This is a genomic window from Microcoleus sp. Pol1C5, assembly GCF_036701115.1.
In the GTDB taxonomy this organism is placed as follows: Bacteria; Cyanobacteriota; Cyanobacteriia; order Cyanobacteriales; family Microcoleaceae; genus Microcoleus.
In genome coordinates this window covers 32030-49282 of the sequence record NZ_JAUBQE010000019.1, presented here as the reverse complement: position 1 = coordinate 49282, position 17253 = coordinate 32030, and the positions used below count along the sequence as shown (strand labels likewise).

At 45.8% G+C, this 17253-nt stretch carries 13 protein-coding genes; 9 read left to right on the top strand and 4 right to left on the bottom strand.

From position 1 onward, the window contains the following. Positions 1-214: 214 nt before the first annotated feature. The 3 genes from QUA23_RS12660 to QUA23_RS12650 all read left to right on the top strand — a co-directional run bounded on the left by QUA23_RS12660 (position 215) and on the right by QUA23_RS12650 (position 2982). Positions 215-868 (top strand): DUF1190 domain-containing protein, encoded by a 654-nt coding sequence (locus tag QUA23_RS12660; protein ID WP_333076328.1) that lies wholly within the window; start codon positions 215-217, stop codon positions 866-868. Positions 869-930: 62 nt separating this feature from the next. Then, positions 931-2238, top strand: a complete 1308-nt coding sequence (locus tag QUA23_RS12655) for a glutathionylspermidine synthase family protein (RefSeq protein WP_333076329.1) — start codon at positions 931-933, stop codon at positions 2236-2238. Positions 2239-2256: 18 nt separating this feature from the next. After that, entirely contained in the window at positions 2257-2982 is a 726-nt protein-coding gene (locus QUA23_RS12650; RefSeq protein ID WP_333076330.1) for a hypothetical protein, read from the top strand. 157 nt (positions 2983-3139) lie between these two features. Here the strand turns inward: QUA23_RS12650 and QUA23_RS12645 are convergent, their stop codons facing one another. The 4 genes from QUA23_RS12645 to QUA23_RS12630 all read right to left on the bottom strand — a co-directional run bounded on the left by QUA23_RS12645 (position 3140) and on the right by QUA23_RS12630 (position 6681). Further along, positions 3140-3889 carry an amino acid ABC transporter ATP-binding protein gene (locus QUA23_RS12645; protein WP_333076331.1) on the bottom strand — a complete coding sequence of 250 codons (750 nt, stop codon included), beginning with the start codon at positions 3887-3889 and terminating at the stop codon, positions 3140-3142. Next, positions 3855-5318, bottom strand: a complete 1464-nt coding sequence (locus QUA23_RS12640; RefSeq protein WP_333076332.1) for an ABC transporter substrate-binding protein/permease — start codon at positions 5316-5318, stop codon at positions 3855-3857. Before QUA23_RS12640 ends, QUA23_RS12645 begins: the two co-directional genes overlap by 35 nt. Before the next feature lie 535 nt (positions 5319-5853). Beyond that, complete coding sequence (locus tag QUA23_RS12635) at positions 5854-6387, bottom strand: DUF2726 domain-containing protein (protein WP_333076333.1); 534 nt, start codon at positions 6385-6387, stop codon at positions 5854-5856. Between the two features lie 21 nt (positions 6388-6408). Continuing rightward, positions 6409-6681: a hypothetical protein gene (locus tag QUA23_RS12630; protein WP_333076334.1), complete on the bottom strand. Its 273-nt coding sequence runs from the start codon at positions 6679-6681 to the stop codon at positions 6409-6411. A 194-nt stretch (positions 6682-6875) separates the two neighbouring features. Here QUA23_RS12630 and QUA23_RS12625 point away from each other — a divergent pair, with 194 nt between their 5' ends. From QUA23_RS12625 to QUA23_RS12600, 6 genes are all read left to right on the top strand, one after another. Continuing rightward, positions 6876-10232 carry a tetratricopeptide repeat protein gene (locus QUA23_RS12625; protein WP_333076335.1) on the top strand — a complete coding sequence of 1119 codons (3357 nt, stop codon included), beginning with the start codon at positions 6876-6878 and terminating at the stop codon, positions 10230-10232. A 44-nt stretch (positions 10233-10276) separates the two neighbouring features. Then, complete coding sequence (locus QUA23_RS12620) at positions 10277-10420, top strand: hypothetical protein (RefSeq protein WP_333076336.1); 144 nt, start codon at positions 10277-10279, stop codon at positions 10418-10420. Beyond that, positions 10413-10709, top strand: a complete 297-nt coding sequence (locus tag QUA23_RS12615) for a hypothetical protein (protein WP_333076337.1) — start codon at positions 10413-10415, stop codon at positions 10707-10709. The genes QUA23_RS12620 and QUA23_RS12615 overlap by 8 nt, the downstream gene beginning before the upstream one ends. A gap of 58 nt (positions 10710-10767) precedes the next feature. Then, complete coding sequence (locus QUA23_RS12610) at positions 10768-10926, top strand: hypothetical protein (protein WP_333076338.1); 159 nt, start codon at positions 10768-10770, stop codon at positions 10924-10926. Between the two features lie 176 nt (positions 10927-11102). Continuing rightward, a complete protein-coding gene (locus QUA23_RS12605; protein ID WP_333076339.1) occupies positions 11103-13853 on the top strand; it encodes a two-partner secretion domain-containing protein in 2751 nt (916 codons plus the stop codon). Positions 13854-14145: 292 nt separating this feature from the next. Then, the gene (locus QUA23_RS12600) at positions 14146-17052 is read left to right on the top strand and encodes a CHAT domain-containing protein (RefSeq protein WP_333076340.1); all 2907 of its coding nucleotides are present in this window, start codon (positions 14146-14148) and stop codon (positions 17050-17052) included. Positions 17053-17253: the final 201 nt, after the last annotated feature.

Sequence of the window (17253 nt, the reverse complement as noted above, 5' to 3'; positions counted from 1 at the left end):
AATCAAATATTTGAGGAAGATAATTTGCTGCGATCGAGGAAACCCTGAATCGGGCCATGTAGTAAAAGCTATAATCAAAGTCCTGAGTTCCAACTCACAGACTGAGGTAAATTACTTGAACTGTGGCTGACCGTGTAAATCCAATCATCTCATTGGCCGCAAATTCATCACATTACAGGTTCTTTGAAATAATGACTCTAACCTCTGGTTAGCCATGACTCATAACAACAATCGAACGACAACAATTCGTTACCTTCTAATTACATCAGGTGTACTGGCGATCGGTGGATTAGGCTATCTTGCTTATACCATGTTGCACGAACGCAACGAAGTACGCTACTACGAATCCGAACAGCAATGTATTGTAGATGCGACGAACCAAAGCAACGGGTTCACCAAAGAGCAGTGTCAGGCCCAGTTTCGGTACGCAATGCAGGAATACGAACGCATTACGCCCGTGTATCGCACGCAGCCAGAATGTCAAGAAGACACAGCAAGCATTTGCTCGCAGGTATCGAATTCCAGCGCTGCTACCCCCGGATGGCGACCAGAGTTCGGCGGCTTCTATTTCACCGATGATGTCGATGATGATGCCCCTCCAACAGTGGTCAACGGCGTCAACGGCGGCTCCTACACGGTTTATCCAGTGCAACCCGTTTACCGCTCCAACATCGGAATTGTAACTCCAGATAGAACCCAGATTACTCGTCCCCTACAGGGCATACCGCTAGATTCTCCCTACTTTTCCTCCAGTAGCGACACCCCAAATCGTCCCCCAGGCCACGCAGCTCAGGGAACCATCAAAGGACGAGGGAGGTTTGGTAGCGCAGTCCGTTCCACGGCTCCTTTGGGAACCGGAGGAAAGTAACCAAGACCGATTTTTCTCTATTTTTCCATATTCTCCAGTGTCACTAGCAAGGTGCTTCATCCATGTATCCCTTTTTGTTTCAGCGACGACGCAACTGGCAGCAGCACGTATTAGAGAACGCCTACCAATGTCAGCCTCTTGCAGACATCAACCAACGCTACTGGGCAGAAGCCTTAGACCGTCCCTTTGGGGTGATGTTTTCGCGCCAGGAAGAGGCGAGGATCTGGGATGCTACTGAGGCTCTTTGGGATATGTGCCGGGAGTTTTTGGACTGGTTTTTTACCGCTGATGGCCTAGAAAATCGGATGAAAAAACTCGCTATTCCCCCTGCTTTCTGGGAAGCAATTCAGGTTTCGTGGGATCGGGTTGACGAAGCAGAAGATATGTCTCTTTATACCCGTTTCGATCTTGCCGTCAATGAAGATGGAAAAATTAGCCTTCTAGAAATCAACGGGGAAACTCCTCTCTTGGGTGCAGAAACAGTCTATCAATGGCTGTGGTTAGATGACATGAAAAAAAACAGCCGAGATTTGCGATCGCTTCCCAACGATGCCGATCAGTTCAACAACTTTTGGGACGAAGTGGCGGGTCGATTCCGCACTCTAAGTCGTCATTATGATTTAAAGCAATTCGGTCTGAGCTTGTTAATTGACGAGCATCTGTCAGAAGATACCGAGATGGCAGGACAACTGGTGGAAATTATTAATCAAGAATTGGGTAACGATCGCTTTTTTACCCAACTTGTAGGATTGCGTAACCATCTGGGCGTGGATGAAGAAGGATTTTTTGTCGATCAATTTAATAATCGGATTTTGCGGCTGTGGAAAATCGTCGATTGGCTGGATTTGCAACTCGCCAGCCAATCTTTTAACGCAGATGAAGCCCTAGCATCGCGCCTGATAGCAGGGGACGTGAAAATCATTGAACCGCTGTGGAAACAGATTTTAAGCAATAAAGGATCGATGGTGTGGATGTGGGAATTATTTGGCAACCACCCAGTGTACGCTCAATTCTTGCTACCCACTTTCTTCACAGATACTATCTCGCTCGAATCCACAGCATTACTGACCCAAATGCACGTCAAAAAGCCTCTAGTTGGTCTAGAAGGTGTTGGGGTTTCTATTGAAACAGGCGATTTTGTTGCCGGAGCCGTTCACGCCCGCGAGGCGATGGGCTACGATCGCGAAGGATTCATTATTCAGTCCTATCAACCCTTGCCCGAATATTTTGGCTACCACTTCGTCGTAGGTTCCTGGATTGTCGGCGATACTCCCTCCGGCCTCGTATTGCGCGGAGATACAAATCCGATCACCGGACGACATTGCTTAATCGTTCCGCATATCGTGAGCGATCGTCTGGTGAATACTTAACTTCTAATCAGAAAAACTATGAAATTACAAACTCATGATGTCCGGGGAATTCCGATTCTTAGCAGTGAGTGGAGTGTAGATGAATTTATTGCCGATGAGTTGAAAATTCCCGAAGTCGCGCCTACAATTCAGGCTGGATTTATGGATCTCCTCAGCCGAGATGTGTTCTCTGAGGGAGACAGTCAGCCACTCTACGAGCATCTGATATCTCGCAGTTCGGAGTTCTCGTTAGAATTCATGAGTGCGATCGAACTTTGGCTGCAAGACGAATTACGGCACTACGTTGCTCTACGTAAGGTGTATCACATGGTATCAGGTATGTCCCCAGAGGCGATCGACCAAAAAAACCAGAGTCGGGTGCATGAACTCGAACCGATCTCGTTTCTGATTGAGAACGAATTCACCATTCTAGTTGGTTTAATGTTTGACGAAATGGGTTCCGTGTGGTCTTATCACCGCGATATTAAGGAATTCTACCAACACTATGGGAAAGGCTTTGCTCGCGTAGGACATTTGGTGACGCAGGATGAGGGGCGGCATTTTAGGAATGCTGCGACTCTCATCCAACATCGCCATCCCGAAAAAATCGATCTGATCGAACCCTTATTAGAAAAGATTAGCGACATGGAAGCCAGTCTTGCTTATTATCCCAAGACTTTCTTTCTCGATCACGCTCAGGAAAGACACCGCTTTCCGAAAAATTTTAATACCCAGGTGATTCAAAGAATTCTCTCTTTTTTCTAACAAAATTACCAATTTAATCACTGGATCAACATTATTATACTTTCCGTGGCGATCGAGCATCTCAAACTGACGCACCCTACCCCAACTTTCTCTTTCTCCTCTAACTCTCTGTGTCCTCTGTGTCCTCTGCGGTTAAAAACTCTAATTCTTATATAAATTAAAGCATTTTTTCCAGAAATTGCTTGGCGCGATCGCACTTCGGGTTACTAAAAAACTCCTGTGGCGGCACATCTTCCGCCACCTTTCCGCCATCGAGAAACAAGATCCGGTGGGCGACTTCCCGCGCAAAACCCATCTCGTGAGTTACAATTGCCATTGTAATTCCCGTTTTCGTCAAAGCTTTCATCACATCTAACACTTCTTTAACCATTTCGGGATCGAGTGCAGAAGTCGGTTCGTCCATCAACAAAATTTCCGGTTCCATAGCCAAACAGCGGGCGATCGCCACCCGCTGTTTTTGTCCCCCCGAAAGCTTAGAAGGATAAACCTCTGCCTTATCTGACAAACCCACTTTTTCCAGCAATTCTAGCCCCTTCAGACGCGCCTCCTCCTTAGCAATTTGCTTCACCTTTACAGGCGCATACATCACATTTTGCAGCACAGTCATGTGCGGGAACAAGTGGAAATGCTGAAAAACCATCCCTACTTTCTGGCGGATTTTCATAATATCTGCCTTCGGCAAAGTAATATCCACTCCGTCAATGTATATGTGTCCCGAAGTGGGAATTTCCAGTAAATTCAAACACCGCAAAAAAGTAGACTTGCCGCACCCCGAAGGGCCGATAATGGCAATCACTTCTCCTTTATGAATCTCAGTAGTTATCTCGCGCAAAACCTTAAGATTGCCAAAAGATTTATACAGGCGATCGACCTTAACTGCTACTTTGGAGTCTGCGTTCGAGTACATTTGCCCCCCAAGTTAAACTAAGCACCATCAAATAATAAATTGCGCCGACAAATATCAAAGGTTCAAAGTAAATATACTTTTCTGCTCCCACAATTGTAGCGCGGCGCAGCAAGTCTTCTACGCCAATTACTGAAACTAAAGCTGAATCCTTCAGCAAAGCAATACTTTCATTCACCAATGCAGGCAAAATATTTTTCAACGCTTGCGGCAAGATAATATCGCCCATCATCAGTTTGTAGGGAACGCCAAGGGATTCTGCGGCTTCTTTTTGACCTTTATCTACGGCTTGAATTCCCGCGCGGATTGTTTCGGAAATATAAGCCCCAGAATTCAGGAAAAAAGTAATGACGCCAGCTTGCAGCGCCGATATATTATAGCCCGTAAGCTGCGGCGTTGCAAAATAAACTAAAGTCAACTGCAAAATTAGCGGCGTCCCTCGAAAAATTGAGGTGTAAGCAGTGCCAAACCAGAACAGCGGTTTAATGCTAGAAATCTTAAACAGAGACAGCACGATTCCCCAGATAAATCCGAGAAATGCCGACAGCAAGGTAAAAGTTAGCGTTACCCCAATCCCGGACAAAATATAAGGCAAACTCGGCTCGATTTTCCCAAAATCTAACCCGAACTTGGGCGCTACCGCAGGCTGATTTGCTTGAGCAGGTTCTTGCGGAATTGGTCGAGAAAACCACTTAGTAGCTAGTTCCTTAATTTGACCGCTGGCTTTCATTTGCTGGAGCACTCGGTTGAATTCTGGAACTAATCTCGAACCTTTCGCAAAGGCGATCGCCGAACCGCTTTCTTCAGTATTCGGGATTGTGTTAAATTCCAAGTCCGGGTTCGCTGCAGCATAACCCGTAGCGACAGTATCCTCGATCACTCCCGCCGCAAGGCGGTTCGATTTAATTTCTTGAATAATGTCAGGAATCCTATTGAGAGGAGCCAGTTGCACCCCGGCCATTTTTTTCACCGCTTCCTGCTGAATGCTGCCGAGTTGAACGCCTACTTTTTTCCGGGCTAAATCTTCAGCTTTGGTCAAATTGCTGCCTTTATTGGCGACAATTGTATTTTGAGCTTCGTAGTAAAGGTCAGAAAAATCAACATTTTTTTTCCTTTCTGCGGTGGGAGTCATTCCAGCCATCACAAAATCGGCTCTTCCCGCCTGCAAAGCCGGAATTAAGCCGTTAAAATCCATGCCAATTACTTTCAGCTCGTAGCCCAATTTTTTAGTAATATATTTGGCAATATCGATGTCAAAACCGATAATTTCGTTGCCGCTAACAGCCGTATCTTTAAATTCATAGGGCGGGTAGTCTGGGGAAGTCGCCAGTGTTAAAGTCTTGTTGGCTTGGGCGTAGCTGGCGATCGCAATTAAACAAAAGGCGATCGCGATCGCCGCCGCCAGCATTGATTTTAATTTTAAACGTTTCATATCGAACATTGTCCTAAAAAATCCCCTCGCCCAGAAAATATACCACACATCGGAATCAAGTCACCTTTGTAAAGGAAGATATACTCCTGGACGCACGGGTTTCCAGAAACCGGGTTTGATGGACAAACAAACTGCATAATTAGCCTTTAATAATAGTAAAAAACCGATTATAAAGGTATTAAGGCGTCCAGGGCTAAAGATAGATAATTTGATCACTAACTTATATTTAAAAAATGTCCGCAAGGCACATTTTTTAACAATTTAGAAAGGGAAGCTTGTTTGCTCAATTCCCACCCATGTTGTACCGTTGTTCTAGTTGCGATCGGTATTTCTAATCATCCAGCATATTCCATCTATGTGTGGTACAAGGTATTCAGTAGATCAAAGCAAAAAATGCTATATTACTTCTAAGCCGCCGGGAACGATCGAGTGGGAGTAATACCATTGTCAATTATTGATTTTCGATTTGGATAGATGCCGTCTGTAAGTCCTGTGTTAATTACAGGACTTACACAGAAAATTTATAGTCTAAGAGTCAACTGTCAACTGTCAACTGTGTTAAATAGTGTTGCAAAAATGCTTCCAGTTCTGTCCGTCCTTGTTGGGTAATTGAGTTGTAGAAGACTTCTTTTTGTCCATTGGGTGTGTAGAAACGATAGAAGCGTCGATCTCGATCGATTGGTCGCAGGTATACTAAGGGAACGCCAACAGATGCAAGGAGTCCGGCTTTTGTGCGATCGCGCTCCTGCACCTCTGGGCGATCGTGCCAATGAGATTGACATTCTATCACCAGTTTGGCTTTGCGACTAGCACCACAGCCGCGTTCCATCAAGGCGATATCGACTCTGGAACTCACCCAAAATTTCCAAAGTTCAATGGGAAGACGGGTGAAAGTTTCTCGACGAGAACAGATGATTTCTAGGGGAACTTGGGGACAGTAACGGAAGCGATCGCCTAAAATCATCTCTAGAATATCGATAGCGATCGTTTCTAACTCGTTGATAATTTCTCCGCTTTGGAATTGGGGAAATGAAGACAAAGAATTGTCATAGTCAAAGGCGTATAGCATGAGTTTTATTTCCGATTAGGGTTAGTGGGAATTAAAGGGGTTGTAGATGACTGTCCAAGCGTTTGCACCAAGAGCGGTAGCAGTCCAAGCGCCCTTCTCGTAAGGTTTGCCTTCTTTCCGAGCGCGGTAGAGAGTTGTGGTGGATACCTCCAACAGTTGTGCGGCTCTATGGGTTGTGCAGGATTGCTCTATTACAGTTAGTTGGGATTGAAGTTTTACCCTTCTCTTTTTGTTAAGGGAGTCGAGGGGAGTGGGTGGCTCGTCTGGGAAAAGGCTGAGTTGAAAGGCTGTCATAAGCTGAACCTTTGAGTGTTAATGATTCAAGCCTATTGGGGTCAACTGGATTTCTCCAGAGCAGATTGGTGAAGATCGTAAAGTTCCCCAAACTTCCCCGATATTGGCTGTCAGCAGCGTTTAGAAGCGGTTAATCTAGTAGCAATACAAATGAACGGACTACATCAATGACTCCAAGACGCAAATCCCGCAGTGTGCAGGCTACTGAAGAAGGAATCAGAATACTTAAAGAATCCAAAGCTGCTAATCGTGAGAGTGAAGGGCGGCGTCTGACGTTTGAGCGTATTGCAGAGAAAGCAGATGTAGATCCAAAGACAGTCAAGACCTTCTTATACGGTGGTGGAGTCGATCCGGAGTCTGCGTGGGCGATCGCTGAAAAGGGTTTTGGCTTAAAAGTGACAGATATTGTCGGTATCGAGGCGTGGACCCAGGTTTGTTCAAAGTCAAAATTACCAAAGCTTGGGCATACAGAAGGATTAGAAAATACAGTCTTAGCAACTCAGAGCAGTCTCGAACATCACAATAATATTCCTCGCAGTGGTGCTGTTGAGTTTGTCGGTCGCACGGAGCAACTTTCAGAATTGCACCAACTTCTGGAAAAAAACAATCAGGTAGTAATTGCGGCGATCGCTGGTATGGGCGGTGTTGGCAAAACTGAACTCGCGATCCAGTATGCTCAAGGCCATGCAGAAACCTACAAAGGTGGTATTTGCTGGCTGTATCCCAAACGTGGAGACATCGGAGTTCAAATTGTCGAATTTGCGATCGCGCATTTTCCAAACTTCACCTTACCCAATGGATTGACATTAGCCGGTCAAGTACAATTCTGCTGGCAACGTTGGGCTGAAGGTCAGGTGTTAATTGTTATTGATGATGTTGCAGATTACAGGCACATTAAGTCTTATTTACCATCTGAATCTCGCTTCAAAGTGTTGATTACAACGCGGGAAAGGCTTGGTAAACCGCTTGCTCGTCTAGATTTAGATGTGCTCAAACCAAAAGCAGCTCTAGCTCTGCTGAAGTCTTTAGTGGAGCGAGAAAGGCTAAAGCGAGAGCCTTGGGTTGCTAGAAATTTATGCAAGTGGCTTGGTTATTTGCCTCTAGGATTGGAATTAGTAGGGCAATATTTGGCACAAGATGAAGATTTATCTTTAGCAGAAATGTTGCGGCGATTAAAGCAGAAACGTCTAAGACATCCAGCCTTGAGAAATCCAGAACCAACAATGACAGCTCAACTAGGAGTTGCCGATGCTTTTGAGTTGAGTTGGGAACGCCTAAATGATGCTGAGCAGAGGTTAGGCTGTGTTCTCAGTTTGTTTGCTCCAGCACCCATTCCTTGGAAACCCAATGAATTACAGCTTGCAGTGAGTGAAGAAGATGCAAAAGCCATAAAAGAAGCATTAGAATCTCAAGGAATTACTCAGGAAATGCTGGAAGAATTGGAAAACTCCCTAGAAGCGACAGAAGAAGCTAAAAATAAGCTTGTTCGATTGAATTTACTTCAGCCTTGCGGTGAGGGAATTTATCGGTTTCATCAACTTATCAGAGAGTTCTTTCGGCAAAAGCTAGAGGCACTACCAGAGGCAGAATATTTGAAAATGGGGTTTGTAAAATTTATAGCCGCACTGGTACAACAGATGCCAAGTTCGCCGAATTACGACGAAATTAAGCAAATTTCTCCTCTGATTCCTCATATAGAAGAAGTTGCCCAACAGATGATCGGCTATCTAAGTAATGAAGAGCTTGGCTATCCTTTCAATATCTTAGTCTCTTTTTATAGCAATCAGGGATTGTACGCATTAGCTGAGGATTGGTGTCAGACTTTTATAGAAAACGTAAAAATTCCTTTTCCTGGCAATCATCTTTTTGTGGCTGGTGTCCAGAAACGATTAGCAACTATTCTCAGATTACAAGGGCGCTATGGTGAAGCAGAAACACTCTATAAAAAAGTATTAGAGGTTTTTATAACTCGTTATGATAGGCGGCATTCAGTAATAATATCTGTTCGACACCAACTTGCGGTAATTTACCGTCTTCAATATCGGCTTAACGAAGCAGAGAGCCTATTAAAGAACTGCTTACAGGATCTGTCACAAATCGACGATAATTCTTCTTTAAATAGTTGGGATGAAAACAGTATATATAAAAAAGAAGATATTTTTAGCAAGACTGAAAATTTGGTTTACAAGGCTCTATCATTTATAGAGAATTCCGGCGCTCAAGAACCTGATCTATTAATTACTGTTTTAAATACTCTGGGAAATTTGTATAAAGATCAGGGTCGCTATAGAGAAGCTGAGGTTTTACTTGAGAAGACTGTAGAGCGTGCTGAAACTTTATTAGATAATTACCCTGCAATAATTGCTGTGTATAAAGGCGACTTGGGATTGCTGTACCAGCTTCAGGGTAAATATAAAGAAGCTGAATCTCTATTACTAGAATCTTTAGATAGCCTTAAAAGCTATTGGGGAGAAAATTGCCGCCATATAGCCCCTGTCCTACAAAGTCTAGGAAATCTCTACAGCTTAAAAGGAGAGGAAATCAAAGCTAAAACATACTTAAAACAAGCTTTAGAAATTACGAAAAAGATTTTCGGTGAAAATAATCTTTATTATGCCGATAATCTCAACGAATTAGGACTACTTTACACGGAGCTAGGTTGTGATAAAGATGCGGAGCCTCTATTGATACAGTCCTTATATATAAGGGAAAAGTTAATAGGTAAAAATAATTTAGATTATGCTAATACTTTAAATAACTTAGGTCTAATATACTGGTATCGTAACCAATATAAACAAGCAGAAGCTAGGTTTATAGAGTCTTTACAGATAAGAAGAGAAATTTTAGGAGAACATCATCCAGATGTTGCCTCATCTTTCCATAATTTAGCAGACTTGTACTGCCAACAAGGGAAATTTCACGAAGCAGAGGAGTTGTGGAACAAAGCTTTCAATATTGCCTTGAAGGCTTTAGGACAGGAACACGAAGATACTAATTTGTATAAAGAAAAACTGCAATCTATGCCTTGGATTCGCACAATTTCTGCTGAATATCGGCAAAGCATAATGAAGCCTTTTCCCGGAAGATTTGCAGTAGCAGATCTAAAATCACAACTTAAAAAACAATCAAAAGAGAACCGTAAACCTCAAGGATTTAGAAACCCGAGGCAACCTCGTGCTTCAATCATTGAGGGTATTAGTAGTAAGGAGATTTTTCAAACTCCAGAGTTGTTGGACAATTTAGTTCCAGTAGCTCAAAAAATATTCTCGCAATTAAGTAAGCTTAAAAAGCAAGCTGTTAAGGGGTATCAGCAATTGGGGAAAGGAATTGTCTTAATTAAAATACAACGATCGTATGATGAACAGACTGTGGAATATGTAACACAAAATAATTGTATAAAGGCGTCCCAAAAGGCTCCAAGTGAAATGTGGGCTTCAATTCTAATGTTTTTGGAAATGTATAATCCAAAAGATTACTTTATTGTGCTGATTGTAGATCCATTAGAAAATCCTGGCTCGAACACTTGTCATCACTATATGATGCCCCTATAAACTAAAGTTTCAGTTTTTAAACTGAAAATGATTAAGATTGAAGTTTGAGATGTACATCTGCGTTATCTGGTTCGGTGGTAAGAGAGCGATCGCACTCACTCCCCCAAATCCAACTCGATCGAAACATTGCCGATCGCCCCATATTTCAAGAAGCTCTAGGTACGCAGGAATTGAAAGCCGATGCCTGATAGTAAATGCACTCTCAGCAAAGCTGTAGAAGCTTTCGAGCTCACGATCGTTGAAGGAACTCGATTTTTACCGGAAATTTCCCCAGTTACTCCCAGTTCTTTACAGCAGGATACTCTCAGAGAAACGATTCCCTGGGCAATAGCAGTGAGTAGCGAAAAAGCTCGATCGGAAGGCATTATCAATCCGGTGTTATTGGAAGTAAAACGCCAACTTCAAGGACAGATTAGCGTTTTTTTTCGGCGAGGAATTCAATGGAGAACCGGAGGCAGAGCTCGCAGGTTATATTGACTTTTTATTGAGTCGTTCCCCGGAGCAATTATTTATCAAAACTCCTGCGGTTATATTGGTGTCAGCCAATAAAGAAGACCTGAAACCCGCTCTAGGACAATGCCTTGCAGAAATGGTGGTGGCTCAACGGTTTAACCGACAAAAGCAACAGCCGATATCGACGATTTACGGAACAGTTACTAGCGGTACGGTTTGGCGGTTTCTCAAGCTAGGATAGCAATGCGCGTCCATCGATCTTACCGATTATCCGCTACCTCCGGTCGAGCAAATCTTGGGTTTTCTAGTTTGGATGATGGCCCGAGGGTAAGCTGATATTATACAGAAATATCGACCTGCTGGGGCGTTGATGCGTCAAGGGCTGGAGGCGATCGCCAAACAACTATTTTAGCCGTCATGAAATCAAGTTTATTTCTAAGTGCATTAATCTTTGCCGAACTAGCAAATCTTTGCTGTTCGACTCCAGCCACAGCGCAGCTCGTTCCCGACACGACTTTAGGGGCAGAAAATTCTCGGGTTGCGCCGAATGTCCAGATTAAAGGAATTCCGGGCGATCGCGCAGAGGGGGGCGCGGTGCGCGGTGCTAATTTATTCCACAGTTTTCGAGAATTTAACGTCCGCGAAGGCAGGGCAGTTTATTTTGCCAATCCGGCGGGTGTGGAAAATATTTTGACTAGGGTAACTGGCGGCAATCCTTCTAATATTTTGGGAACGATCGGCGTTTTGGGAAATGCCAATTTATTTTTGCTCAATCCCAACGGTATTGTCTTCGGACCGAAGGCGCGGTTGGATGTCGGGGGTGCTTTTTATGCCTCAACTGCGAGCAATTTGGTATTTAGAGGCGGATTGAATTTCAGTGCAGCTAATCCGCAAACTGCGCCGCTGTTAACTGTGAATATTCCTGTAGGTTTGCAGTTTCGGGGAACGGAAAAAGGAATTCTGAATGCAGGCGGCAAACTTGAGGTACAAAATGGCAGAATTTTGGCTTTAGTGGGGGGGCAAAATACCGCACCGGGAACGGCAGGAGTGACGGTTTCAGCGGCAGGAAGTTTGACTGCTGCTGATGGCAGAATTGAATTGGGAGGGTTGGCGGCGGCGGGAATTGTGGAATTGAGCGCTGACGGCTTGATTTTTCCCGATCGCGTGGCGCGCGCTGACGTATCCCTGAACAACCGCGCCAGCCTGAACGTGTCAGCTAGCGGCAGAGGCAGCATTGCGATCGCCGCTCGAAATTTAGACATTGCTTCGCAGAGCTCTCTGAATGCGGGCGTGCTCGCGGGTTTCAATTTGGGGGGCGCTGTGCCCGGAAGCATCAGCATCAACGCTTCGGATGCGGTGACGATCGCGAACAGCCGCGTCGAAACCGATGTTAAAAGCGGAGGTGTCGGCGATGCCGGGCCGATCGAAGTGAGGGCGGGTTCTCTGTTTGTCAGAGACGGTGCGGTGCTGCTGAGCGGCGTTCGGAAAGCCGACGCTCAAAACCCCGCCGGTCAAGGAAATGGGGGCAATATAGCTGTGGAAGCGCGCGATCGCGTTTCCCTGACTGGGAGCGATACTGCAATCGTCGCCAACATCGGCAACGGCGTTGTCGGCAGGAGCGGTAAAATTAGAATTACTGCTAGCAGCGGCTCAATTTCCCTCGCTGACGGCGCTAAGCTCCGCACGGGTACGTCGGGACAGGGAAATGCCGGTCAAATTACCCTGCGCGCGGGAGATGCAGTTTCCCTGACTGGCGGCAGCCGGCTCGAAGCGGAAGTTGACAGCGGTGCTGTGGGGAACGGCGGCGATGTCAGCATTGTGGCGCGATCGCTCTCCCTGACAAACGGCGCGGCGCTGGTAACGCGCGCTAGCAAAGCAGAAGCCGAAAAGCCGGCAGCCCGGGGAAATGCGGGAAATGCGATTGTTAACGTGCGCGAAGGGGTGACGCTCGATCGCGGTTTTATTGTCACCGCAGTGGGAGATGAAGTGCTCGGAAAAAGCGGCGAAATTGTCATAAACGCGCGATCGCTGGCGCTCCGCAACGGTTCTCGCCTGGAAACGGCGACTTCTGGGGGGAATCCGGCTAATCGGTCGATCGCGGGCAATACTGACATCAGCGTGCGCGATCGCGTGGTGATTGCCGGCAGCAACAGCGCCAATCCCAGCGAGCGATCGGGCATTTTTGCCACTGTTACCGATCGGGCGCAAGGCGGTTTTGGCGGCAATATCAAGATCGCAGCCCGATCTGTTACTGTCAGAAACGGCGCCCAAATAACGGCAAGCAGCCAGACTTTTCAACCGCTGCAAACAGCGGAAAATTTGCGGAACAATGCAGGCAGCATCAACATTAAAGCCGGCAACATCCGTTTAGAAACAGGGAGCATTGAAGCCAACACGCAAGCCGGGAAACGAGCGGAAATACAATTAGATTCATCGGGATTGCAACTGCTGAGAAATAGCGCGATCGCTACTAATGCCGACAATACGAACGGCGGGAATATTGCTCTGAGACTCAGTACATTAGTTGGATTAGGGAATAGCGACATTACAGCCAACGCCCGAAATGGAGGAGGGGGAGTAATATCGATTTCTTCTCAAGCAATTTTTGGGTCAAAATCCCAGACTAGACAGCAAGTAGAATCTCGATTGACAGGCGAGCAAATTCTCGATACAGAGTTCAGCCAGCGATTTTTGCCGACCAGCGATATCGTAGCAATTTCTCAAACAGACCCCACCCTCAGCGGCACGGTAACAATCGTAACTCCTGATATTGACCCCGCATCTGGGTTAGTCGAATTGCCGGAAAACGTTGTCGATCCGGCGGCATTGATCGGGCAGAATCCCTGCGAAAGAGGGCGGGAAAGCGAATTCACAATTACCGGGCGCGGCGGCTTGCCTGCGAATCCCGGCGAAGCGTTAAATAGCGACAGCGTGCGAGTTAATTTAGTCGAGCCCGCAGCACCGGCAAATTCGGGAAATACACTGCAAACGCAGCCGCTATCAAATATTGAGGGAGGGAATGGGGAAACTGCGCCGATAATTGTGCCTGCTAATGGGTGGATTCAAAACGAACGGGGGGAAGTAATTTTAGTTGGCTATAACCCTGCAGGTACGGGAACAAATCATCGAGTTCAAACTCGGGCTGCTTGTGGCCCGCATCTGCCTTGATTTACCGGAGTAGAATGTGATTTTTCTACCGCAGATATCAGCGGATTAACACAAATTAACGCTGATAGAGTTCGATCTGTTATGATGGAGCAACTAATAATCTCCGGGCTTTTGTGTTGGCCGAAGGTGGCATCGCCTGCGCTGGTATGATGCTAATGATAATTGGATTGCCGCGACTGCCGAAGGAGCCGGCGCAGCAAGCCGAACAGCAGCGCTGTTCGGGCAGAAGGTTTAGCCGAAAGGTTGAGGGCGATGGGGCTCTATCGAGATGAACTTTAGCTGAGAACCGTAAATGGCACGCAAACAGATAGGAAAAATTCAAAAAATACTCGATATTTTGGCGGGTATCTCTCTATTTGCAGCCATCAAAAAACTGTACGGAAGGCACTGGTCGATCGCGCTTGCTGTATTATTTATCATCTCCACAGCAGTGCCGCCAATCCTCTCGGCAACAGCTCAAATCCCAATTATTCAATCTCAACAAAATACCCCGCAGTTAGTACAGCAAGCTAAAAATTTTTACCGACAGAGACAGTTCGAGGCCGCTGCGAATATCTGGCAGCAAGCCGCCGCTGCATTTGCTGCCAAAAGCGACAGTTTAAATCAAGCAATGGCACTCAGCAATCTGTCGCTCACCTACCAGCAACTCGGAGAGTGGCAGCAGGCAAAAACTGCGATCGACCAAAGCATCAATCTCCTGCAAAAATTAGCAAATAGCTCGGAAAAACAGCGAATTTTTGCCCAAAGCCTCGACATTCAAGGGCGGCTGCAAAGAGCCAGCGGCGACTCAGAAACTGCGATCGAAACTTGGCAAAAAGCCGCCGAAATTTATACTCAAATCGGGAACAAAGATGCTGCAATTCAAAATCGGATAAATCAATCCCAAGCCCTGCAAGATTTGGGTCTTTACCCCAGAGCTTGCAAAACTTTACTAAATGCTTTCGCTCTGGATATCCAAGACTGTAAAATTTTAACCGAATTACCGCCAGAAACCGCAAGCAAAAAGTTAGAAATTATCGCAAACCGACCCGATTCGCTGCTGAAATTTGATGCAATGTACGGCCTCGGCGAAATTCTGCGAGTTATCGGCAATTTGCAGCTATCTCAAAATATTTTAGAATCGAGTTTAACGGTGGCGCGGAATTTGCGATCGCCCTTAGAGGAAAGTACAGCAATGCTCGGTTTGGGGAATACAGCCAGAGCATTTGTCGAAAGGCAAATCTTGCTGCCTCCCCAAGACCAAGATACCACAATACTTATCTTAAAAACTCAAGAGGCTTTAAACTTTTACCGCGAAGCCGCACAGCTATCTCCATCTCCAACAGCCCAACTTCAAGCCCAACTAAATCAGCTCAGTTTGCTGTTAGAAAGCCAGCCGTGGATAGGAGACGGCGAATTAACAAAAGCTGGGGATTTATGGCCGTCCATTCAAGCAAAAATCAATAACTTGCCCGCCAGCAGAGGCGGAATTTACGCTCAAATTAACTTAGCTCAAAATTATCTCAAACTGAGCAAAAGAGGGGCAACCGCAGCAAGATTGCCTTTACAATTGCCCACAGCTAGCGAGATTAATAAAATCTTGACAAAAGCAGCAGAACAAGCTAGAACATTGGGGGATAAAAAAGCAGAAGCTTATGCAGTTGGCAGTTTGGGTACTCTGTACGAAAGCTCGAAATTGTGGAAACTGGCAGAAAATTTGACATATCGAGCTTTAAGCTTAGTTTCATCCTCCAAAGCAGCCGACGTTACCTATCAATATTTCTGGCAGTTGGGACGCATCAGCAAAGCGCAAGCAGATATTGAGAAAAGCTTGGGAAATACCGACAAAGCCGAAAAGTATATTGAAGCAGCAGTTGCAGCTTATACCCATGCGTTTGAAAATTTGCGATCGCTGCGGAGCGACTTGGTAGCGCTCAATCCCGAAGTGCAATTTTCCTTCCGCGACAGCGTAGAACCAGTTTACCGCCAATTAGTAGCGCTGAACTTGCAAGTCGCCAAATCTCTGATTGGTAAAGGCAAAATTGATGACAGCCAAAAATCTCTCAAACAAGCTCGAGATGTCATAGAATCCCTGCAAATAGCGGAACTCAACAACTTCTTTCAAGATGCCTGCATTGATGTCAAAACCCAACAAATTGATGAAGTCGATCGCACCGCAGCAATTATCTATCCAATTATCCTCGAACAGCAGCTAGAAGTAATAGTTCGCTTGCCCGGTGGCAAATTGCTTTTGTACACTCCCACTAACCCGGATAATAACAGTCAGGCTGTCACTCAACAAGAACTAGAAAATACTTTAATAGAATTGCGATCTGGCGAAAAAAACGCTTCTCTTCAATCCACAGCCAGCCGCAATAACTTTTTGCCTTTAACTCAAAAAGTCTATAATTGGTTGATCCGCCCGCTCGAAACAGGACTGCAAGAAAGCCAAGCCAAAATATTAGTTTTTGTCCTCGACGGCGAATTGCGAAATATCCCGATGGCAGTGCTCCACGACGGCAGTCAATATTTAGTAGAAAAATATGCGATCGCTCTCACGCCCGGTTTGCAACTGCTAAACCCGCAACCTCTCTCGCAAGCGCAGTTAAGAGCCTTAATTGCCGGCGCCGCTAATGCCCCCAGCTTTCAAGCAAACAATCTCAATCCGCTGCCCGGTGTCGAAAGAGAATTGAACGATATTGCCCAAACACTGCCGAATAATGACAAGCGCGAAAATGAGAATTTTACCAAAGCTAACCTGCAAGCTACTATCAATCGAGTGCCTTTTCCTGTAGTTCACATCGCCACCCACGGACAGTTTAGTTCCAACGCTGAAAGAACATTTATTCTCGACTGGAACGGACAGATAAATGTTAAAGATTTAGATGGATTGCTGCGGGTAACAGATCGAAAAAGACCGATCGAACTGCTTGTTTTAAGCGCTTGCGAAACCGTAGCGGGAGACAGCAGGGCCGCTTTGGGATTGGCCGGAGTTGCGGTGCGCGCGGGCGCTCGCAGCACCCTAGCGACGCTGTGGCAAGTTAGCGATGAAAGCACGGCTGTGTTTATGAGCGAATTCTACAGCGAATTAGCTAAATCTCAAGGGCAGGTTAACAAAGCTGAAGCGCTGCGCCGAGCTCAAGTCAAGCTTTTAAAAGATAGCAAATACCAGCATCCATATTTCTGGGCGCCTTATGTTTTAGTGGGAAATTGGAAGTAGCAGCAAACAGTTGATAGTTGATTATGGGCAATTGTTAACCCAGTTTTTTCTATCGTTCTGAGGGTTGGTCGATCGTTCCGATAGTCCGAAAGGGGTTTTCAACCCCGGTCTCACAGCTAAAGTCCTCTAAAAGAAAACTAAAATTTATCGGAAGTGCGATCGTAATTAACAGTCGGTTTCAACCGACTTAAGCTATGAGGC